Below are 19,944 nucleotides of genomic sequence, written 5' to 3'. Positions count from 1 at the left end.
GTGGACGCCCGGCCACGCTCGCGCATCCACCCCCGAGGCCGGCTCCCACCGTCGAACCCGCGCCCGATTGCCGGGCCCGCGCCCGCCGTCGAGCCCGCCCCCGGCTGCAGGGCCCGCGCGCCGCGCCGCCCGAGGCCGTATCCGCCGCCCCGCGCGCCGGGCCGCCCGAGGCCGCGTCCGCCGCCCGTGTTCGCTGCCGAGTCTGCCTCCCTGCCGGGTGCGCGCCCGCTCACGAGCCCGAGTCGGCTGCCCGCGCCCGACTGACGAGCTCGCTCAGGGAAGGAGCACCGGGAGGCCCGCCGCCTTCCATGCCTGGAAGCCGCCGATCACGTCGGTCGCGCGGTGGAGGCCCAGTTGGCGGAGCGAGGCGGCCGCCAGCGAGGACGCGTAGCCCTCGTTGCACAGCACGACCACCCGCACATCGTGGCTGACCGCCTCGGGCGCGCGGTGGCTGCCCAGCGGGTCGAGCCGCCACTCCAGCTCGTTGCGCTCCACGACCAGGGCGCCCGGGATCAGCCCGTCCCGCTCGCGCAGCGCCGCGTACCGGGTGTCGACGAGCAGCGCGTCACCCGCCTCGTACGTGTCGTAGGCCGCGCGGGCCTCGATCCGGTCCAGGCCGGACCTCACCCGCTCCAGCAGCTCGTCGATGCCGATCCGTTCACCGCTCACTGCCAGTCCTCCGGACGCTCGACCTGCTCAAGACGGAGCACCGCGCCCGACCGGCTGAAGCGCCGGAGCAGCGGGAGCGGCGGATAGTACGCGTGCACCGACACGGCGTGGGCTACCCGGGACTCGTTGAGCACCTCGTGCACATGGTGCTGCCCGAACGCCCTGCCCCTGCCCGTGGGCAGCTCCCTGGACCGGTCGACCCCCTCGGCAAGCTCCAGGGTCTTCCAGCCGCTCGCCGGAAGCCGGACCGCCAGGGAGTGCTCCTTCAGCGTGCCGCGCGCGGTGGTGAAGGCGCCGTGCGACTCGGCGTGGTCGTGCCAGCCGGTGCCGGTGCCGGGAGGCCAGCCGATGAGCCAGGCCTCGCTGCCGCCGGGGCCGTCAAGCCGCACCCAGGTACGGCCCTCCGGATCGAGGGGCAGCGAGTCGATCAGCGCGGTGTCCGCGGCCGTGCGGCGGACGAAGTCGAGGAGCTCGGCCGCGGTGGGAGCCGAGGAGCCCACGGCCGGTGCTCCCGACGTGGACACCGTGACCGACGGGGACGGCGCGGCGGACGGGGACGGCGCCACGGAGGCAGCCGGCACGGCGGGCGCGGGAGCGACGGGGGACGCGGGAGGAGCGGAGGCATGCTGCTGGGACACGGAGGACCGTCCTGGAGTTCGCGGGAAGACGCGCGGGACCACGCCGACGTCAGCGGCGGAAGCGCGCGGGGAAGGGCGAATTCAGCAGGAGGGGCGACACACGCAGCCCGCGTAGCGGACGAGGTCCATATGGACCCTCCGCCACAGGCGCACATCGGTGTCGGTCATGATCCGGAGTACACCACGTGCGCCCGCGACGGTCAATCGACGTCCGCGGTGCGGTCGCTCACTTCGAGACGGACGCGGAAGCGGCACCGGACGCGGCCGCACCGGAGGCGGTTCCACCGGACGCCGGCCTCGGCAGCTCCCGGGACGTCCCGACCGCGCCGCCCCGTGCGGCGTCCGCCGCCTCGAACAGCTCGCCCGGCCGCACGCCGGAGAACGAGGCCACCAGATGCCCGTCCGGCCGCACCAGGAGGACGGTGTGGGCCGCCGCGCCCGGGTAGGTCTCGGTCACGAGCAGCTCCGCCCGCGTCGGCAGGCCGCGCACCGCCTCCGCCAACTGGGGCATCACACCGGCGCTCTTCCAGTGCCGCCGGTCCCACACCCCCGTCCCCGGCGCGACCAGGACGACCAGGAGCCGCCCGCGGCCGAGACGGTCCCGGAGCCGCACGGTCGTACCGTCCGGGGCCGTCACCCGGACGTCCTCCACCGGCGCCCCGGCCTCCGTGGCCACCGCCGCACGGACGTTCCCTGCGTCGGGAGGCGCGAGGGGGGAGTGCGGGTACGAGGGCGGCGCGCCCAGCGGGCCGCGCCCCAGGTGCCCGTCGGTCAGCAGGGCGTCGTGGCCGCGCGTGCCGCCCGGGATGTACGTCCGCAGGCCGCCACCGCCCCGCAGCACCGGCAGCGACTGGTCGGCGGCCCGGAGCCGGGAGGCGACGGCCGCCCGCCGCTCGCTCTGGTAGCTGTCGAGCAGCGTCTCCGAGGCGCCGTGGTGCCAGGCGTGCGCGAGCTTCCAGGCCAGGTTGTCGGCGTCCCGCAGCCCCTCGTCGACCCCCTGGGTACCGACCGCTCCGAGCAGATGGGCCGCGTCGCCCGCGAGGAAGACCCGGTCCACCCGCCAGCGCCGGGCCAGCCGGTGGTGCAAGGTGTGGACCCCGGTGTCGATCAGCTCGTACGGAGGGGTCTCACCGCCGCACCACCCGGCGAGCGTGTCGCGGATCCGGGCGACGAGCGCGTCCGGGGTGACGAGATCGCCGCGCGGCGGCAGCAGCCAGTCGATGCGCCAGACACCGTCCGGCAGCGGGCGCGCCGTGACCTCGTCGCCGCCGCCCCGCCACGGCGGCTGACGGTGCAGCACCGCCTCGCCGGGCCAGGGGAGTTCGGTGCGCAGCGCCGCGACCGCGTGCCGTTCCACCGCCGTACGCCCGGGGAAGCGGACACCCAGCAGTTTGCGCACGGTGGAGCGGGCCCCGTCGCAGCCGACCAGATGGCTGCCGCGCCACCAGGTCGCCCCCGGGCCCCGGGTGTGCGCCGTGACGCCGCCGGTGTCCTGCTCGATCGCGTCGAGCCGGGCCTCGGGGACCAGCTGGACGAGTTCCTGGCCGGCGATCGCGTCCCGCAGACCGCGCGCGAGGGCGTGCTGCGGGATGTGCAGGGGAGCCGGGAGGCCCTCGACGTCACTCTCCGTGTCCGCGAGGCCCTGGTGGAGTTCGACGTGTCTCATCAGTTGCTTCCGGCGCAGGGAGCGCCACCCGACCCATCGGACCCCCTCGTCACGCAGGGTGGTGCAGCCGAGCCGTTCCGCCATCGCCGCCATGTCGGCGCGCAGCACGACCGTGCGGGCGGGGCGCGACTCCTCCTTGCCGGGGCCCTCGTCGAGGACGACGCTGGGCACGCCCTGGGAGGCCAGGGCAAGGGAGAGCGCGAGGCCCACGGGCCCCGCGCCGACGATGATCACCGGGTCCACGGCGCGGCTCCTGAAGGCCGTTCGGTCATGCGGGAAGCACTGCGAAGAGTGGCGCGAGCCCGGTGCGTGATCACAGAACGTATGCAACCGATTGCGGGTGCCCCCGTCAAGCGACGAGGGCAGCGGCGCGACCGCCACTGCCCCCGGATGATGTCACATACTGTCAGTTCTTCGTGTTACCGGGCCCGTCGGCGTCGCCGGCCGTGTTCCCGAGGCCCCCGCCGGCGTCGGCGGTGAGCACGACCTCCTGCGCCGCGGCGTCCGGGACGAGGATGCCCGTCTTCGCCCGGCGGCCGCGCTTCTCGATCCAGGTCGCGAGCGCGGAGAGCGCCAGACACATCGCGATGTAGATGGTGCCGATGACCACGATGGTCGAGACGTACGGGTACTGGCCGTTGACCTGCGTGTTGGAGGCGATCAGCCGGGCCGTCTGGAGCAGCTCGGGGTAGAGGATCACGAAGCCCAGCGAGGTGTCCTTCAGGGTGACCACGAGCTGGCTGATGATCGTCGGCAGCATCGAGCGGACGGCCTGCGGCAGCAGGACGGTCGTCATGACCTGGGTCTTGGTCATGCCCAGGGCGTACGCCGCCTCGCGCTGCCCCTTGGGCACCGCGTTGACGCCGGCGCGCAGCACCTCGGCCTGCACGCAGCCGTTGTAGATCGACAGGCCGAGCGCCAGCGCCCACATCGAGTACTCGGTGAGGAAGCCGACCCACACGGCGTAGATCGTGATCAGCAGCGGGATGGAGCGGAAGATCTCGATGAAGCCGGTGGCCAGCCAGCGGACCGGCTTGTGGTCGGAGAGCCGGGCGACGGCCAGCAGCACACCGAGGACGAGCGAGCCGACCGCCGCGAGGCCGAAGGCCTTCAGCGTGGCGAGGACGGCGTCGGCGATGTTCTGCCGGATGCCCGCGTAGTTGAAGATGTCCCACATCGCGGGGGCGAGATGACCCTTTTCGCTCAGGCGGAGGATGCTCACCGCGATCAGCGCGACGATGGCGACGGTGCCGAGGACGGCGTAGATCCGGTTGCGGACGCGCGCCTTGGGGCCGGGGCTGTCGTAGAGAACGCTGGCACTCATCGGGCGACCTCCATGCGGCGCTCAAGGAGACGGAAGATCCCGCTGATGGTGAAGGTGACGACCAGGTACGCGGCGGCCACCCAGACGAAGATCGGGCCGATCGCGTAGCCCTCCTCGCTCATCAGCGTCTGCCAGCCGAAGAGCTCGGTGACACTGAAGGCGCCGGCGATGGCCGAGTTCTTGGTGAGCGCGATGAAGATCGAGCTCAGCGGCGGCAGAACCGTGCGGGTCGCCTGCGGCAGCACGATCATCCGCAGGGTCTGCGCGAAGGTCATGCCGAGTGAACGGGCGGCCTCCGCCTGACCGATCGGCACCGTGCCGATGCCGGAGCGGACGGCTTCGCAGACGAAGGCGGAGGTGTAGAAGCCGAGCGCGAGCGAACCCAGCAGGAAGGGGCTCATGCCCGGGAAGAAGATCTCCGGGACCACGAAGAACGAGACGAGGAAGAGCAGCGTCAGCGGAGTGTTGCGCAGCAGGGTGACCCAGAGGGTGCCGAAGAAGCGCAGCGGCGGGACGGGGGACACCCGGAAGCCGGCGACGACGACGCCGAGGACCAGCGCGATGACCGAGCTGACGGCGGTGATCGACACGGTTCCTATGAAGCCGTCGCGGAACTCCGGGAAATGGTCGAGCAGTACGTTCATGAGGTCTCCGCGTCGGCGGTCGGCGGCCTACGGTCGAGGCGTGCCAAGGCTTACGGACAAGGTGTGCGGGCAGGGGGAGCGGCGCCCCGTACGTCCGTACGGGGCGCCCGTGGTGACGCGGACGATCAGTAGCGGTTGATCGCCGGCGGCGCGACGTAGGAAGAGCCGGAGAGGCCCAGGGTGGCCTCGTAGATCTTCTTGTACGTGCCGTCCTCGATGTACTTCTCCAGCGTGTCGTTGATCTTGGCACGCAGGGCCTTGTCGTCCTTGTTCATGCCGACGCCGTAGGGCTCCTTGGTGAACGGCTTGCCGACGACCTTGAGCTTGCCGGCGTTGGCGGCGGCGTAGCCCTTCAGGATCGAGTCGTCGGTGGTGACGGCGTCGACCTGCTTGGTGAGCAGCTGCTGCACGCAGTCCGAGTACTTCGCGAGCTCGGTGGTCTCGGCGCCGTACTGCGGCTTCTTGATCTCCTGCAGCGGGGTGGAGCCCGTGATCGAGCAGACCTTCTTGCCCTTGAGGGTCTCGGGACCGGTGATCGCGGTCTCGTCCTTGCGGACCAGGAGGTCGGCGCCGGCCTGGTAGTACGGACCCGCGAAGCCGACCTGCGCCTTGCGCTTGTCGTTGATCGTGTAGGTGCCGACGTAGTAGTCGACCTGGCCCGTGGAGATCGCCGTCTCACGGAGCTTGGAGTCGACCGTCTTCCACTCGATCTTGTCCTCGCTGAAGCCCAGCTCCGCCGCGATCATCTTGGCGATCTCGACGTCGAAGCCCGACCGCTCCTTGGTGGCCTGGTCCTCGAAGCCGAGGTAAGGCTGGTCGGCCTTGGAGCCGATGATCAGCTTGCCGCGCTTCTGCGCCTCCTTGAGGACCGCGGAGTCGACCTTCACGTCGGTGGCGACGATGTACTTGGGCAGCTGCGGAGCGCTCTTGTCGCCGGGCTTCACGGCGGGCTTGTCGCCGGCCGAGCCCTCCTTGCCACCACAGGCGGTGGCGGTCAGCGCGAGGACGGCGACGGCCACGGCCGCGCTCTTGCGGAGCTTCATGGTGAACATCCCTTTGTTCGTGGATCGTTGATCGGCAAGTGAAGCAGGGGGAGAGGCCCCCTGACGAGACGGTCAGGGGAAAGCCCGCCGACGCGAAGGTCAGTGGTGCAGGATCTTCGACAGGAAGTCCTTCGCCCGGTCGCTGCGCGGGTTGCTGAAGAACTGGTCGGGCGTGGCCTCCTCGACGATCCTGCCGTCGGCCATGAAGACGACCCGGTTGGCGGCCGAGCGCGCGAAGCCCATCTCGTGGGTGACGACGACCATGGTCATGCCGTCGCGCGCCAGCTGCTGCATGACCTCCAGGACCTCGTTGATCATCTCGGGGTCGAGGGCCGAGGTCGGCTCGTCGAACAGCATGACCTTGGGGTCCATCGCGAGGGCGCGCGCGATCGCGACACGCTGCTGCTGACCGCCGGAGAGCTGCGCCGGGTACTTGTCGGCCTGCGTGCCGACACCGACCCGGTCGAGCAGCGCGCGGGCCTTCGTCTCGGCCGCCGCCTTCTCCGTCTTGCGGACCTTGACCTGCCCCAGCATCACGTTCTCGAGCACGGTCTTGTGCGCGAAGAGGTTGAAGGACTGGAAGACCATGCCCACGTCGGCGCGCAGTCGGGCCAGCTCCTTGCCCTCCTGGGGCAGCGGCCGGTCGTCGATGGTGATGGTGCCGGAGTCGATCGTCTCCAGGCGGTTGATGGTGCGGCACAGCGTGGACTTACCGGACCCTGAGGGTCCGATGACGACCACGACTTCGCCCCGGGCGATCGTCAGGTCGATGTCCTGGAGCACATGCAGCGCGCCGAAGTGCTTGTTCACGTTGGACAGCACGACCAGGTCGCCCGCCGCCGGTACGGCGTCCTTCGAGCCCTTGGTCACTGACACTCCGCTCATCGGCTTCTTGCTCCGTCCTCCTCGGTTGGGGAGGACACTAGGCACGCGGTGCGACCAGCGTCATTACATCTGAGCGGAAATTGAGGATAACGATCCGGCCGCAACCGGACACACTGCGTGAAGGGGACGCCCGCGGCGTACCGGGTCCATAACAGAAACCCCGGTGTCACGGGGGGAGACTTGACTGTGGCACCGGCCATCGGCGTTCATGCCCAGGTAACCCTGGTACAACCCTGGTACACGGAAGTCCATCGTTCGAACGTCGAGGTAACGGAGGAGGGTCATGAGACTGCTGCTCGTCGAGGACGACGATCATGTCGCCGCGGCCCTGTCCGCCGTCCTGGCGAAGCACGGGTTCTCGGTCACGCACGCCCGCAACGGCGAGGAGGCGCTCCAGGCGGTGCTGCCCGCCGCACACGGTGAGCGCCCTTCGTACGGAGTGATCCTGCTCGACCTCGGTCTGCCCGACCAGGACGGGTACCAGGTCTGCGGCCGCATCCGTAAGCTCACCACCACCCCCGTGATCATGGTGACCGCGCGGGCCGACGTCCGCTCCCGCATACACGGCCTCAACCTCGGGGCCGACGACTACGTGGTCAAGCCGTACGACACCGGGGAGCTGCTCGCCCGGATCCACGCCGTCAGCCGGCGCACCGCCGCCGGTGACGAGGCCGCCGGAACGGGCGAGGAGAGCGCTCTGCGGCTCGGCTCCGTCACCATCGAGCTCCCCACCCGACGCGTCAGCGTCGAGGGCGCCCCCGTCCAGCTCACCCGCAAGGAGTTCGACCTCCTCGCGCTGCTCGCCCAGCGGCCCGGAGTGGTCTTCCGGCGCGAGCAGATCATCAGCGAGGTCTGGCGCACCAGTTGGGAGGGCACCGGCCGCACGCTCGAGGTCCACGTCGCCTCGCTGCGCTCCAAGCTGAGGATGCCCGCCCTGATCGAGACCGTGCGCGGCGTCGGCTACCGCCTGGTCGTGCCGGCCGCGTAGCCGCCGGAACCCCCACTCGTGCGCACCCGCCTCCTCCCGCTCCTCATCGTCCTCATGGCCGGGGTCCTGCTCGCCCTGGGCTTCCCGCTCGCCGCCAGCCTCGCCGCCTCCGAACAGCAGCGGGTGGTGGTCGACCGGCTCGACGACGCGGCCCGCTTCGCCGCGCTCGCCCAGTTCGTCAGCGAGACCGACATCGGCACCAACGAGCGCCGGGCCACCCTCGAAGGGGAGCTCACCAGCTACCACGACGTCTACGGCATTCGCACGGGCATCTTCTACCGCGACAACCGTGCCATGGCCGCCGCACCGGAGGACTGGGTCGTCCCCTACGAAGGGGAGGGGCGCCGCGCGTTCAACGAGGCGCTGCTCGGCCGCCGGAGCCACGACCCGCCGCAGGTCTGGCCGTGGCAGGACCACGCCCGGCTCGCCATCGCCTCCCCCGTCGTACGGGACGGGGACGTCGTCGCCGTCGTCGTCACCGACTCGCCCACCGGCCGGCTGCGCTCGGCGATCCTCCGCGGCTGGCTCGTGATCGCCGCAGGCGAGTTCGCCGCGATGCTGCTCGCCGTGGGGGCCGCGTTCCGGCTCACCGGCTGGGTGCTGCGTCCGGTCCGGGTCCTCGACGCCGTCACCCACGACATCGCCACCGGCCGGATGAAGTCCCGGGTCGCCGCCGCGGGCGGGCCGCCCGAACTGCGCCGGCTCGCCCGCTCGTTCAACGAGATGGCCGACAACGTCGAGGACGTCCTGGAGCAGCAGCGCGCCTTCGTCGCCGACGCCTCCCACCAACTGCGCAATCCGCTCGCGGCGCTGCTGCTGCGCATCGAACTCCTGGCCCTCGAACTCCCCGAGGGCAACGAGGAGATCGCCTCCGTCCGGACCGAGGGGAAGCGGCTCGCCCAGGTCCTCGACGACCTGCTCGGCCTCGCGCTCGCCGAGCACGCGGCAGCCGATCTGCGGCTCACCGACATCGGCGCGCTGGTCGCCGAGCGGATCGCCTCCTGGCGGCCGCTCGCCGAGGACAAGGGCGTCCGGCTGCGCGGGGAGCACCGGGCCGTGACGGGGTGGGCGGATCCGGTGGCCCTCTCCAGCGCCCTCGACGCGATCGTCGACAACGCCCTGAAGTTCACGCCGTCCGGTGAGGAGGTCGTCGTGACCGTGGTGCCCGAGGGCGACACCTGCGCGATCGCGGTCGCGGACCGCGGCCCCGGGCTTACCCCGGAGGAGCTGGAGCGCGTCGGCGACCGCTTCTGGCGCAGCAACCGCCACCAGAACGTCAAGGGCTCGGGCCTGGGCCTGTCGATCTCCCGGGTCCTGCTCGCGGCGGGGGGCGGTGCGATCGACTTCGCGCCGAACGAGCCGCACGGGCTGCGTGTGACGGTCACGGTCCCGCGCTCGGCGCCGCGGGCTCGGGGGGAATGAGCGGCGAGTCGGCCGGTGGCCGTGGAGGCCGGATCGGAGAGCCCTTCCGGGCCCGACTTGGGGAATGCGCCCGGAAGGTATCGGCGCCGGCCGGAGGGCCTCGCGACCCGGGCGAGACGTGACGGACACGACCTGGAAGCGGCCCTGGCGGAAGCGGCCCTAGGGTTTCACCGAGCGGTAGTAGCGCTGGGCGCCCTCGTGCAGCTCCAGCGGCTCGGTGTAGATCGCGGTGCGCAGGTCGACCAGCTGGGCCGGGTGGACCTGGCCGCCGATCCGGTCCCGGCTCCTGATGACCGTACGGGTGAAACCCTCCACCAGGTCCGGCTCGGTCTCCGCCGTGGTGACGAGCAGGTTCGCCACGGCCAGCGTCTCGACCGGCTGCCCGTCCTGGGCCAGGGTGTAGGCGTCCGCCGGAATGACCGCGGAGCGGTAGTGGCGGGTCGACCCCCCGACGTCGTGGAGGTTGTCCACCAGCGAGGCGTCCAACGGTACGAGCCGTACCGGGAGACGCTGGGAGAGGGTCTGCACCGCGTGGGTGGGCAGGCCGCCCGACCAGAAGAAGGCGTCGAGCTTCCCGCGCTCCAGCAGGGACGGCATCGTGTCGATGCCGGCGGAGACCGGCCTGATGTCTACGTCCGGGGTAAGCCCGCCGGCCGCGAGGACCCGGTCCGCGATCAGCCGCACCCCGGACCCCTCCTGGCCGACGCCCACCCGCAGCCCGCGCAGGTCGGCCACGGAACGGACGTCGGACCCCTTGCGGACCACCAGCTGGACGTAGTCGTCGTACAGGCGGGCGGAGCCCCGCAGCCGGTCGAAGCCCGGTTTGCGGTCCCGCGTGTACTGGGCCACGGCGTCGGCGGTCGCGATGGTGAAATCGGCCTCGCCGGAGGCGAGCCGGGCGAGGTTCTGCTGGGAGCCCTCGCTGTTCCGGAGTGTTATCGAGACGTCCGGCAGATCGCGGGCCAGCGCCTGCTTCAGCAGCTCGCCGTACCGCTGGTAGACGCCGGTGGGCACGCCCGTACTGAAGGTCACCGTGCCGCTCGGCGGGGGTGCACCGAAAGGAACCAGCCACCAGACGAGCAGCCCGCACACCACCAGGAGCGCCGCCGCGAGCTGGACGGCACGGCGGCGGGCGGCACGGAAGAGGGTGGCGGGCATGGCGCGATCCTGCCAGCTCCCTCCCCGCCCTGGCCAGGCCGGCCGGCTCACACCTCCAGCTGCCCGGATCGGCTCGCGTTCGGGAGAGCGGCCCGGCCGGTGAGGTCCTGGGGCGGCCGGAGCCGGGCCGCCTGCCCGTGGAGCCAGTCGAGCAGCGCCGAGACCCGGGTGTCCTCCTGGGGCGGCCGGGGACCGAGCAGCTGATAGCCGGTGCCGTCGGCGACCAGACCGAACGGAGCCACCAGCTGCCCGCGCACGAGGTCGTCGTGCACGAGGGCGTACGGGCCGATGGCGACACCGAGGCCGGCGACGGCCGCCTGCAACGCGAGGTAGAAGTGCTCGAACGTCTGCTGCCGCTTCGGGACGCCCTCGGAGCGGGTGCCCGTGAGCCGCCGCCAGTCGTCCCACGCGTGCGGCCGGGTGCTGGTGTGCAGCAGCGTCACGTCGGAGAGATCGTCCACGCCGCCGAGGCGCCGTGCCAGGTCGGGGCTGCACACCGGGCCGATCCACTCGTCGAAGAGCGGCGTACGGCTGACCCGTGCCGGTACGGGGAAGTCGTCCCGGCGCAGGGCGAGGTCGAAGGCATCCCGCTCGAAGGAGACGGGGCCGCCGCCCGCCGACAGGTGCAGGGTGAGTCCGGGCACCTGAGCGGCGAGGTCGGGCAGGCGCGGGATGAGCCAGCGCATCAGCAGCGTAGGCTCGCAGGACAGGGCGAGCGGGCCGCTCTCCTCGCGGCGGGAGACCTGGCGGGCGGCCGAGTCGATCCTGTCGAGCCCGTCCCGGACGGCGGCCGCCAGCAGGCGCGCCTGCGGGGTGGGCTTCAGCGACCGCGTCCCGCGCTCGAAGAGCGTGACGCCCAGGGCCTTCTCCAGGTTCCGGATCTGCCGGCTGACGGCGCCGTGGGTGACATGGAGCTCCTGGGCCGCCTGGGTCATGCTCGCGTGCCGCACGGTCGCCTCGAAGGGCAGAAGGGTGTGGGGCGGTGGGAGATCGGGCCAGGGCATGTGTGAAATCTACTCACAGGTGGGGTGAGAAGGAATCGCTTGTCGCAGGGGCTTTCCGAGCCTCACTGTTGATGGCGTCACAGGTCACAGGTCACAGGTCACAGGTCACAGGTAACGGGTCGCAGGCCACAGGCCGACGGGCGGCCGGTTGTGACGACCGCCGCCGGCGGTCGCCCTGACGGCGACCAGACCGGCGGCCCGTCCGGCGAGGTGCCGGGGGACGTGCCGGCGAGGCGACCGGCGGCCGACCGGCGAGGCGAGGAGACACAGCAGGATGGCATCCCAGACACCGGGAACCCCCGAGGCATCCCCGGGGCTCCAGGCGCCCGAGGGGCCCCCAGCACCCCAGGCGGCCCGAACACCCCGAACGTCTCAGGCACCCCACGGAACGGACGCGGCCCCAATCCCCCCGCTCCCCGGGACGCCCGGCGCCGGAGCGCCCGCATGGAGCATCGCCGTCCTCGCGGACGACCTGACCAGCGCCGGGGACGGAGCCGCTCCCTTCCGCAAGGGAGGACACCCGGCCCAGGTCCGGATCGGCGTGCCGGGGGCCGCCTCCGTGACCACCCCCGCCGGAGTCGTCGCCGTCGACCTCGGCACCCGGCTGCTCGACGAGGACACCGCAGCGGTCCGCACGCGAACAGCGGCGCGGGCCCACGCCGGAGCCGACCTCCTGATCAAGACCGTCGACTCCACCCTCCGGGGCCATGTCGCCGCCGAGATCCGCGCCGCGCACGCCGGCTCGCGCCGCCGCGCCGTGCTCATCGCTCCCGCCTTCCCGGCCGAGGGGCGCACCACGGTCGACGGCGTCCAGTACGTGCACGGCGTTCCCGTCCACGAGACCGCGTTCGGACGCGACCCGGCGCATCCGGTCACGATCTCGGACCTCGCGCGCCTCCTGCCGGAGGCGACGGTCGTCGGTCTCGACCGGCTCGCCCTCCTGGCGGGGCTCGTGGCCGAGGGCGGCCTGCTCGTCTGCTCCGCCACCACGGACGGCGACCTGGACCACATCGTGGCCGCCGTCCCCGAGCCCGGCGAGGTGCTGTGGGTCGGCTCCCCGGGCCTCGCCGCCGCTCTCGCCCGGCACCACGCCCGTACGCCTCTCACCGCCTCCCCGGCCCCGGCCGGGGTGACTCCCGCGGCCCTGCCGGCGGTCCGCAGGCCGCTGGTGGTCGTCGGGAGCGCGAATCCGGCGAGCCGGCGCCAGCTGGACCTGTTGCGCGACCGGCCGGACGTGACGGCCGCGTCGGTCGACAATCCCCTCGCCGCCGTCGAGTCACTACGGCGGACGACGACGGCGGTACGGGTCGTCCACACCCCCGACGAGCACCGCCGGGCCGCCACACCACGCTCGCTCACCGGCGACCTGGCGCTCGTGGCGGGAAGCCTGATCACGGACGGGTCCGTCGACGGACTCGTGCTGACCGGGGGAGAGACGGCGGTGTCGGTGCTCGAAGCACTCGGCGCGGCGGGGATCGACCTGTACGACGAGCCCGAGCCGGGAATCGCCCGCGGCACCCTGATCGGCCCCCGGCCGGTCCCCGTCCTGATCAAGGCGGGCGGCTTCGGCGACGAGGAGACCCTGGACCGGCTCTGCCGGCTTCTCACCGCCCCGCGCACGGCTTCCGGCGACGAACCAGAAAACGGCCCCGGCGACGAGCCCGGAAACGGCCCCGGCGACGAGCCCGGAAACGGCCCCGGCGACGAGCCCGAGAACCGCCCCGGCGACGACCCCCCGCACGGGCCCGCCGCCCAGACCCATGCCGGTCTCGCAGCCCACGCGGGTCTCCCGACCCCCGCCGGTCCCCCGGCCCACGACCCCCGCCCCGGACCCGAGAGGGGCGCGGACGCGTGAAGCCCCTGGCCCTCACCATGGGCGATCCGAACGGCATCGGACCGGAGATCACCGTCAAGGCCTGCGCCGACCCCGCCCGCCGGCCACCCGTCGTGGTCATCGGCGACCCCGACGCCCTCGCCCGCGCCTGCCGCGTGACGGACACCGCCCTGACCGTGCGCCCCATCGACTCCGTGGCCGAGGCCGCCCTCACACCGGGAGTCCTCGACGTGCTCACCGAGGGGACCCTCCCCTCCGACCTGGCCCCGGGCACCGTCGACGCCCGCGCCGGGGCGGCTTCCTACCGGTACGTACGCCGGGGCATCGCCCTCGCCCTCGGTGGCGAGGTCAGGGCCCTGACCACCGCGCCGATCAACAAGGAGGCGCTCCGGCTCGCCGGACTGCCCTACCCCGGACACACGGAGATCCTCGCCGACCTGTCCGGGACGAGCGACTACGCGATGATGATGGCCAACGACGAGCTGCGGGTCGTCCTGGTCACCGTCCACCAGTCGCTGCGCACGGCCCTCGACGCCCTGACCACCGCCCGCGAGCTGGAGATCATCCGGCTGACCGACCGCACGCTCCGGGCCGGCGGACGCGACCGCCCGCGTATCGCCGTGGCCGCGCTCAACCCCCACGCCGGCGAGAACGGGCTCTTCGGACGCGAGGACCTCGACGTCATCGAGCCGGCCGTCCGGGCCGCGAGGGAGGAGGGCATCGACGCGAGCGGGCCCTGGCCGGCCGACACCGTGTTCATGCGCGCCCGGGCGGGGGAGTTCGACGTGGTCGTCGCCCAGTACCACGACCAGGGGCTCATCCCGGTGAAGTACCTGGGCCTGGAACACGGCGTCAACATCACCATCGGCCTGCCGTTCGTGCGCACGAGCGTCGACCACGGCACGGCCTTCGACCTCGCGGGCCGCGGTACCGCCGACCACACGAGCCTGCTCACCGCCCTGCACCAGGCCGACGACCTGACATCCGACCCGGAGGACCGCCGTGGACTTCGTCTTCATGCTCACCCGTGACGACAGGACCGTCACCGACTGCCTCGACGTCCTCGACCAGCTCGACGCCCTCGACCAGCTCGACGCCCTCGACCGGCATGACGGGCCGGAGGGAACGGAGGGACCGGAGGGGCGTGACGGGTCGCGCGAACCGGACGGACCGGAGGATCTCGACCGGCGCGACCTCCTCGGCCTCGGCCGACGTGACACAGTCGACCTCCTCGGCGGCGCGGACGCCCCCCACATCGGCCACAAGGCCCGCATCGCCCCCGCCGGCCACCAGGCCCGCATCGATCACATCGGTTTCAAGGACGTCGGCGTCGACGCGCGGACCCTCGCCCGGCTCCACCGGAAGATCAAGGACAGGGGCGCCACCAGCTACCTCGAAGTGGTCAGCACCACCCGTGAGGAGGCGCTCGCCTCCGTGCGCAGCGCGGTCGACCTGGGCGTCGACTGGCTCATGGGCGGCACCTGGGTCGAGGAGACCCTGGCCCTCCTCGACGGCACCGGCACCCGCTACCTTCCCTTCGCCGGCGAGCCCCTCGGACACCCCACCCGCCTGGCGGGCGGCCCGTCCCGCATCGCCGACGACTGCCGGAGAGCCGAGGCGGCGGGCTGCGCGGGCGTGGACCTGCTGGCCTACCGCGCCGTGGACGCCGACCCGCTCGACCTCGTCCGGGCGGCTCGCGCCGCGACCACAGGACGGCTCGTCGTGGCCGGAAGCATCACCACCCCGGCCCGCATCCGCGCCCTGGCCGAGGCGGGCGCCGACGCCTTCACGATCGGCTCCGCGGCCTTCAGCGGCTCCCTGCGCCCGGACGCCGGCACTCTCGGGGCGCAGCTCACCGCTGTCCTCGAGGCCACGGCGGCCGCCGTCGCCGCGGTCACGCCCGGGCGCGCGCCGGAGCACCGGCCGGGCCCCGCGCCCTCCCCGGGCGGGCCGGAGGGACGGGCAGTCACCCCTCCGGAGGCCCTTACCCTAGAGAAGTGACCAACATCGACCGGAGCCGCGACGTGGGCGAAGCCAAGACCTATGAGATCCGCACCTACGGGTGCCAGATGAACGTCCACGATTCCGAGCGGCTCTCCGGTCTGATGGAGGACGCCGGCTACGTCCGCGCCCCCAAGGGCGCGGACGGTGACGCCGACGTCGTCGTCTTCAACACCTGCGCCGTCCGCGAGAACGCCGACAACAAGCTGTACGGCAACCTCGGCCGGCTCGCCCCGATGAAGACCACGCGTCCCGGCATGCAGATCGCCGTCGGTGGCTGCCTCGCCCAGAAGGACCGGGACACCATCGTCAAGAAGGCGCCCTGGGTCGACGTCGTCTTCGGCACGCACAACATCGGCAAGCTGCCCGTCCTCCTCGAGCGCGCCCGCGTCCAGGAGGAGGCGCAGATCGAGATCGCCGAGTCGCTGGAGGCGTTCCCCTCCACGCTGCCCACCCGGCGCGAGTCCGCGTACGCCGCCTGGGTCTCGATCTCCGTCGGCTGCAACAACACCTGCACCTTCTGCATCGTCCCGGCACTGCGCGGCAAGGAGAAGGACCGCCGTCCCGGCGACATCCTCGCCGAGATCGAGGCGCTGGTCGGCGAGGGCGTCTCCGAGATCACCCTGCTCGGCCAGAACGTCAACGCGTACGGCTCCGACATCGGCGACCGCGAGGCGTTCTCCAAGCTGCTGCGCGCCTGCGGGAGGATCGAGGGCCTGGAGCGGGTCCGCTTCACCTCCCCGCATCCCCGCGACTTCACGGACGACGTCATCGCGGCGATGGCCGAGACCCCGAACGTCATGCCGCAGCTGCACATGCCTCTGCAGTCCGGTTCGGACACCATCCTGAAGGCGATGCGCCGCTCGTACCGGCAGGAGCGTTTCCTCGGCATCATCGAGAAGGTGCGCGCCGCGATCCCGCACGCCGCCATCTCCACCGACATCATCGTGGGCTTCCCGGGCGAGACCGAGGAGGACTTCGAGCAGACGATGCACACGGTCCGCGAGGCGCGCTTCGCCAACGCCTTCACCTTCCAGTACTCCAAGCGGCCCGGCACCCCCGCGGCCGACATGGAGGGGCAGATTCCCAAGGAGGTCGTGCAGGCGCGCTACGAGCGCCTCGTCGCGCTCCAGGAGGAGATCTCCTGGGAGGAGAACAAGAAGCAGGTCGGCCGGACCCTCGAGGTCATGGTCGCCGAGGGCGAGGGCCGCAAGGACGGCTCCACCCACCGTCTCTCCGGCCGTGCCCCCGACAACCGTCTGGTGCACTTCACCAAGCCGGACCAGGAGGTCCGCCCGGGCGACGTGGTGACGGTCGAGATCACCTACGCCGCGCCGCACCACCTGCTCGCCGAGGGTCCGACGACGTCGGTACGCCGCACCCGCTCCGGTGACGCCTGGGAGAAGCGCACAGGCGCCGCTGCCCCCAAGCCGGCGGGCGTGCTGCTCGGCCTGCCGAAGATCGGCGTGCCGGAGCCCCTGCCCGCCGCCTCCGTACCGGCCTGCGGCAGCCACTGAGCCGAGCGGTCCGCGGGGCACCCGCACCTCGGCAGTAGGCTGCGGATCATGCTTGTCGCCGCAGCCGTCTGCCCCTCCCCGCCCCTGCTCGTGCCCGAGGTCGCGGCCGGGGCCGCGCACGAACTGGACGCCGCCCGTGCGGCGTGTACCGACGCCCTGGGGGTGTTGGCGGCGTCCCGGCCCGATCGGCTGTACGTCGTCGGCGCGGCGGGCGAGGGCGGGCACGGAACGTACCCGGCCGGTTCTGTGGGGTCCTTCGCCGGCTTCGGAGTCGATCTCTCCGTACGGCTGGGCGCCGGCCCTGCCCCCGGGGCCGGACGGGGCCGGCCGCCGCTGCCCGTCTCTCTAGCCGTGGCCGCGTGGCTCCTGGAGCGGACGGACTGGGCCGGGGCGCCGGTGGAGGGGCTGGGGGTCGGTGAACGGCTGGAGGCCGCGCGGTGCGCGGCCGTCGGGCGTGAGCTGGCCGGGGCCGCCGACCGTGTCGCGCTCCTGGTGATGGGCGACGGCAGCGCCTGCCGGTCCGTCAAGGCTCCCGGCTATCTGGACGAGCGCGCCGCCGGTTTCGATGCGGAGGCGGTCCGGGCGCTGGGCTCGGCCGACCGGGACGCCCTGCTCGCCCTGGACGAGGACCTGGCCTTCGAGCTGAAGGCGGCGGGCCGGGCTTCGTGGCAGGTCCTTGCGGGCGCAGCGGAGGGCGCGAACCTGGCAGGCCGCCTGCTCTTCGAGGACGCGCCTTACGGCGTCGGCTACATCACCGCCGTCTGGTCGTAGCGGTCGGCGCGCCGGCTCACCGGCCACGAGACCACGGACCGGGAGCGGGCTCCACGGATCCTCACCGGACGGAACACGCGACGGGACGGAACGGGACGCGGGCGGGCGACGAACGAACGGCGGACGGCCGCGGAGCGATGTGCTCCGCGGCCGTCCGCCGTCCGGAGGGTCAGCCGCCGCCGTGCGTCAGGCGTTCGGCGGCGGCGTCGGTCCCGTTCCCGCCGGGCCCGGGGTGCCGTCGTCCTTGTGGGAGATCCGGTCCAGGGCGTGTTTGGCCTTGCCGGTGCCCGATTCGATCTTGGCGCTGTACTTGCCCTTGGTCTTCTCGTCGACCAACCTCGCGGCCTTGTCCAGACCGTGATCGATCTTTCCCCCGTGCTGATGCGCGAGGTCGGAGACCTTGTCCTTGGCCGGGGCGAGCTTGGCCTTCAGCGAATCCAGGAGACCCATGGGTCACCATCCCTCCGGTAAACCGTCTGCCGTGCCCTGCTTCCAGGGGCTACTTACGGGCGCTCTCACCGGCCTCGTTGTCCGCCGCCTCCTCGGCCGACTGCTGCTTAGGGATCTCCACGGCCTCGACCGCCTCCGCGGCCGGTGCCTCGGCGGGGGTCCCCGCGGCCTCGGTGTCCGCCGTCGTCTCCGCCTCGGCGTCGGTGTCGGCGACGTTCTCCGCGGGCTCCGCGCCGTCCGTCACGTCGACGGCCTCGGTCTCCTGCGTTGACGCCTCGGCAGCTTCCTTGCCCTTACGGCGAAACATTGCAAAAACGCCCATTTCCACTCCATAGCGTACTCGTGTGGGAGAAGCCCCGCGGCGCCCGGGGCGCCCCATTGCGCCACCCGGCGCAGCCGGCACGGAAACCGGCGGTCGGAACCTCGCAACAGGCAACGAAGCCGGATGCGGGTCGTCACGTCGCTCATTCGGGGACCCGGCGAGAGGTTTGCGAGACTGGGGCGGTGAGAAGTGCAGCTCCCGCCCCGCGGGTCATCGCCGTCGTCGGTCCCACAGCGGCCGGAAAGTCCGATCTGGGTGTTTTCCTCGCTCAGCAGCTCGGCGGCGAGGTCGTCAACGCCGACTCGATGCAGCTCTACCGAGGGATGGACATCGGCACCGCCAAGCTGACGCTCGAGGAGCGCGGCGGAGTCCCGCACCACCTCCTCGACATCTGGGACGTGACCGAGGCCGCCAGCGTCGCCGAGTACCAGCGCCTCGCCCGCGCCGAGATCGACCGGCTGCTCGCCGCAGGCCGCACCCCCGTCCTGGTCGGCGGCTCCGGCCTGTACGTCCGGGGTGCCATCGACGCCCTGGAGTTCCCCGGTACGGATCCGGCCGTACGCGCCCGCCTGGAGGCCGAACTGGAGGAGCGGGGCTCCGGCGTCCTGCACGACCGGCTGGCGGCCGCCGACCCCGAGGCCGCCCGCGCGATCCTGCCGAGCAACGGCCGCCGCATCGTCCGGGCGCTCGAAGTCATCGAGATCACAGGAAAGCCCTTCACCGCCCATCTGCCGGGGCCCGACTCGGTCTACGACACCGTCCAGATCGGCGTGGACGTCGAGCGGCCCGAACTCGACGAGCGGATCACCACGCGCGTGGACCGGATGTGGGAAGCGGGCCTCGTGGACGAGGTCCGGGCGCTGGAGGGGCAAGGCCTGCGCGAGGGGCGTACGGCCGCCCGTGCCCTGGGCTACCAGCAGGTCCTGACGGCGCTCGCGGGGGAGTGCACCGACGACGAGGCGCGCGCCGAGACCGTGCGCGCCACCAAGCGCTTCGCGCGCCGTCAGGACTCGTGGTTCCGGCGGGACCCGCGGGTCCACTGGCTCAGCGGCGCCGCCGAACACCGCGGGGAACTCCCGCGAGAGGCGCTGAGGTTGGTCGAACGAGCGGTTACAGCCTGATCACGTGATGGCATCGGGACGCCATGCCCGTCATTCCAGCGCCCGGGAGCGTGCCATCATCGAGCATCGATCGACCAAGTGGAGTCCGAGTGGGGAGGGCGCGTGGCGATGGAGGCCGGCCCTCGCGACACAGAGCAGCACGGCGCGGTCCGGGGCGAAGCCCCGGGTGACGCGCCCGGTTTGACCCCGGACGGTCCCGACGACGCCCAGGGCACCTCCGTGGAGGTGGACGCCGACGAGGTCGAGGTCGAGCTGCGACCGCAGCGACGCCTGCGGATCTGGCAGCTCGCCCCCATCGTGGGCCTCGCGGCCCTCGGCTCCCTGATGTTCGCCTTCCCGCTCGCCTTCGGTTCCGGCGACGGCGGCGCGGTCGTCGCCATGCTCGGACTGCTCATCAGCTGCTGCGCGGCCGGCTGGGGCATGATGGCCGCCCGCAAGGTCGGCCACACCTGGCCCGGCCTGCCGTCCCGGGGCTCCGGCGAGCGCG

The 19,944-nt window shown here is 72.5% G+C and carries 21 protein-coding genes; 9 read left to right on the top strand and 12 right to left on the bottom strand.

Annotated elements, in window-relative coordinates:
* Positions 1 to 273: 273 nt before the first annotated feature.
* The 8 genes from ACZ68P_RS20830 to ACZ68P_RS20795 form a co-directional block, all read right to left on the bottom strand.
* Entirely contained in the window at positions 274 to 669 is a 396-nt protein-coding gene (locus tag ACZ68P_RS20830; protein ID WP_471008185.1) for a rhodanese-like domain-containing protein, read from the bottom strand.
* Positions 666 to 1,250, bottom strand: coding sequence for a cupin domain-containing protein (locus tag ACZ68P_RS20825; RefSeq protein ID WP_471008239.1), 585 nt, complete (start codon positions 1,248 to 1,250; stop codon positions 666 to 668). Before ACZ68P_RS20825 ends, ACZ68P_RS20830 begins: the two co-directional genes overlap by 4 nt.
* Before the next feature lie 138 nt (positions 1,251 to 1,388).
* Entirely contained in the window at positions 1,389 to 1,475 is an 87-nt protein-coding gene (locus tag ACZ68P_RS20820; protein ID WP_311605579.1) for a putative leader peptide, read from the bottom strand.
* Between the two features lie 58 nt (positions 1,476 to 1,533).
* The gene (locus tag ACZ68P_RS20815) at positions 1,534 to 3,216 is read right to left on the bottom strand and encodes an FAD-dependent monooxygenase (RefSeq protein ID WP_471008183.1); all 1,683 of its coding nucleotides are present in this window, start codon (positions 3,214 to 3,216) and stop codon (positions 1,534 to 1,536) included.
* 163 nt (positions 3,217 to 3,379) lie between these two features.
* Complete coding sequence (locus tag ACZ68P_RS20810; RefSeq protein WP_471008180.1) at positions 3,380 to 4,297, bottom strand: amino acid ABC transporter permease; 918 nt, start codon at positions 4,295 to 4,297, stop codon at positions 3,380 to 3,382.
* Complete coding sequence (locus tag ACZ68P_RS20805) at positions 4,294 to 4,941, bottom strand: amino acid ABC transporter permease (protein ID WP_471008178.1); 648 nt, start codon at positions 4,939 to 4,941, stop codon at positions 4,294 to 4,296. Before ACZ68P_RS20805 ends, ACZ68P_RS20810 begins: the two co-directional genes overlap by 4 nt.
* Positions 4,942 to 5,066: 125 nt before the next feature.
* The gene (locus ACZ68P_RS20800; protein WP_471008175.1) at positions 5,067 to 5,984 is read right to left on the bottom strand and encodes a glutamate ABC transporter substrate-binding protein; all 918 of its coding nucleotides are present in this window, start codon (positions 5,982 to 5,984) and stop codon (positions 5,067 to 5,069) included.
* A 99-nt stretch (positions 5,985 to 6,083) separates the two neighbouring features.
* On the bottom strand, positions 6,084 to 6,869 hold the full coding sequence (locus tag ACZ68P_RS20795) for an amino acid ABC transporter ATP-binding protein (protein WP_391141317.1): 786 nt from the start codon (positions 6,867 to 6,869) through the stop codon (positions 6,084 to 6,086).
* Between the two features lie 283 nt (positions 6,870 to 7,152).
* Here ACZ68P_RS20795 and ACZ68P_RS20790 point away from each other — a divergent pair, with 283 nt between their 5' ends.
* The gene (locus ACZ68P_RS20790; protein ID WP_471008171.1) at positions 7,153 to 7,857 is read left to right on the top strand and encodes a response regulator transcription factor; all 705 of its coding nucleotides are present in this window, start codon (positions 7,153 to 7,155) and stop codon (positions 7,855 to 7,857) included.
* Between the two features lie 18 nt (positions 7,858 to 7,875).
* Positions 7,876 to 9,279, top strand: a complete 1,404-nt coding sequence (locus ACZ68P_RS20785) for a sensor histidine kinase (protein WP_471008169.1) — start codon at positions 7,876 to 7,878, stop codon at positions 9,277 to 9,279.
* Between the two features lie 159 nt (positions 9,280 to 9,438).
* Here ACZ68P_RS20785 and ACZ68P_RS20780 read toward each other — a convergent pair whose 3' ends face one another.
* Complete coding sequence (locus tag ACZ68P_RS20780) at positions 9,439 to 10,437, bottom strand: TAXI family TRAP transporter solute-binding subunit (RefSeq protein WP_471008167.1); 999 nt, start codon at positions 10,435 to 10,437, stop codon at positions 9,439 to 9,441.
* 47 nt (positions 10,438 to 10,484) lie between these two features.
* On the bottom strand, positions 10,485 to 11,441 hold the full coding sequence (locus tag ACZ68P_RS20775; protein ID WP_471008165.1) for a LysR substrate-binding domain-containing protein: 957 nt from the start codon (positions 11,439 to 11,441) through the stop codon (positions 10,485 to 10,487).
* 274 nt (positions 11,442 to 11,715) lie between these two features.
* Between ACZ68P_RS20775 and ACZ68P_RS20770 the strand changes: the two genes are divergently transcribed.
* From ACZ68P_RS20770 to ACZ68P_RS20750, 5 genes are read left to right on the top strand one after another with little or no spacing between them, the layout of a single operon-like run.
* Positions 11,716 to 13,296 carry a four-carbon acid sugar kinase family protein gene (locus tag ACZ68P_RS20770; RefSeq protein ID WP_471008162.1) on the top strand — a complete coding sequence of 527 codons (1,581 nt, stop codon included), beginning with the start codon at positions 11,716 to 11,718 and terminating at the stop codon, positions 13,294 to 13,296.
* A complete protein-coding gene (pdxA, locus tag ACZ68P_RS20765) occupies positions 13,293 to 14,306 on the top strand; it encodes a 4-hydroxythreonine-4-phosphate dehydrogenase PdxA (RefSeq protein WP_471008159.1) in 1,014 nt (337 codons plus the stop codon). Before ACZ68P_RS20770 ends, pdxA begins: the two co-directional genes overlap by 4 nt.
* Positions 14,278 to 15,276 (top strand): beta/alpha barrel domain-containing protein, encoded by a 999-nt coding sequence (locus tag ACZ68P_RS20760; protein ID WP_471008157.1) that lies wholly within the window; start codon positions 14,278 to 14,280, stop codon positions 15,274 to 15,276. Before pdxA ends, ACZ68P_RS20760 begins: the two co-directional genes overlap by 29 nt.
* The gene (gene miaB / locus ACZ68P_RS20755) at positions 15,273 to 16,793 is read left to right on the top strand and encodes a tRNA (N6-isopentenyl adenosine(37)-C2)-methylthiotransferase MiaB (protein ID WP_471008155.1); all 1,521 of its coding nucleotides are present in this window, start codon (positions 15,273 to 15,275) and stop codon (positions 16,791 to 16,793) included. Before ACZ68P_RS20760 ends, miaB begins: the two co-directional genes overlap by 4 nt.
* Positions 16,794 to 16,841: 48 nt before the next feature.
* The gene (locus ACZ68P_RS20750) at positions 16,842 to 17,564 is read left to right on the top strand and encodes a class III extradiol dioxygenase subunit B-like domain-containing protein (RefSeq protein ID WP_471008153.1); all 723 of its coding nucleotides are present in this window, start codon (positions 16,842 to 16,844) and stop codon (positions 17,562 to 17,564) included.
* A 186-nt stretch (positions 17,565 to 17,750) separates the two neighbouring features.
* Here ACZ68P_RS20750 and ACZ68P_RS20745 read toward each other — a convergent pair whose 3' ends face one another.
* Positions 17,751 to 18,014, bottom strand: a complete 264-nt coding sequence (locus ACZ68P_RS20745; RefSeq protein WP_471008150.1) for an antitoxin — start codon at positions 18,012 to 18,014, stop codon at positions 17,751 to 17,753.
* Positions 18,015 to 18,063: 49 nt separating this feature from the next.
* Positions 18,064 to 18,336, bottom strand: coding sequence for a hypothetical protein (locus ACZ68P_RS20740; RefSeq protein WP_471008147.1), 273 nt, complete (start codon positions 18,334 to 18,336; stop codon positions 18,064 to 18,066).
* A 182-nt stretch (positions 18,337 to 18,518) separates the two neighbouring features.
* Here ACZ68P_RS20740 and miaA point away from each other — a divergent pair, with 182 nt between their 5' ends.
* Positions 18,519 to 19,457 carry a tRNA (adenosine(37)-N6)-dimethylallyltransferase MiaA gene (miaA, locus tag ACZ68P_RS20735; protein WP_471008144.1) on the top strand — a complete coding sequence of 313 codons (939 nt, stop codon included), beginning with the start codon at positions 18,519 to 18,521 and terminating at the stop codon, positions 19,455 to 19,457.
* 108 nt (positions 19,458 to 19,565) lie between these two features.
* Positions 19,566 to 19,944, top strand: a 379-nt coding sequence (locus tag ACZ68P_RS20730; protein WP_471008237.1) for a hypothetical protein, incomplete at its 3' end; no start/stop codon positions are given.

It is taken from the genome of Streptomyces sp. NPDC036822 (genome assembly GCF_055609145.1).
Note: the sequence above shows the minus strand (reverse complement) of the source record. Positions and strands in the feature narration are given on the sequence as shown.

Coding starts and splice junctions, on each gene's coding strand:
- ACZ68P_RS20820 (WP_311605579.1), bottom strand. CDS start 1,475: ATGACCGACACCGATGTGCGCCTGTGGCGGAGGGTCCATATGGACCTC.
- ACZ68P_RS20810 (WP_471008180.1), bottom strand. CDS start 4,297: ATGAGTGCCAGCGTTCTCTACGACAGCCCCGGCCCCAAGGCGCGCGTC.
- ACZ68P_RS20805 (WP_471008178.1), bottom strand. CDS start 4,941: ATGAACGTACTGCTCGACCATTTCCCGGAGTTCCGCGACGGCTTCATA.
- ACZ68P_RS20800 (WP_471008175.1), bottom strand. CDS start 5,984: ATGAAGCTCCGCAAGAGCGCGGCCGTGGCCGTCGCCGTCCTCGCGCTG.
- ACZ68P_RS20795 (WP_391141317.1), bottom strand. CDS start 6,869: ATGAGCGGAGTGTCAGTGACCAAGGGCTCGAAGGACGCCGTACCGGCG.
- ACZ68P_RS20790 (WP_471008171.1), top strand. CDS start 7,153: ATGAGACTGCTGCTCGTCGAGGACGACGATCATGTCGCCGCGGCCCTG.
- ACZ68P_RS20780 (WP_471008167.1), bottom strand. CDS start 10,437: ATGCCCGCCACCCTCTTCCGTGCCGCCCGCCGCCGTGCCGTCCAGCTC.
- ACZ68P_RS20775 (WP_471008165.1), bottom strand. CDS start 11,441: ATGCCCTGGCCCGATCTCCCACCGCCCCACACCCTTCTGCCCTTCGAG.
- ACZ68P_RS20770 (WP_471008162.1), top strand. CDS start 11,716: ATGGCATCCCAGACACCGGGAACCCCCGAGGCATCCCCGGGGCTCCAG.
- ACZ68P_RS20750 (WP_471008153.1), top strand. CDS start 16,842: ATGCTTGTCGCCGCAGCCGTCTGCCCCTCCCCGCCCCTGCTCGTGCCC.
- ACZ68P_RS20745 (WP_471008150.1), bottom strand. CDS start 18,014: ATGGGTCTCCTGGATTCGCTGAAGGCCAAGCTCGCCCCGGCCAAGGAC.
- ACZ68P_RS20740 (WP_471008147.1), bottom strand. CDS start 18,336: ATGGGCGTTTTTGCAATGTTTCGCCGTAAGGGCAAGGAAGCTGCCGAG.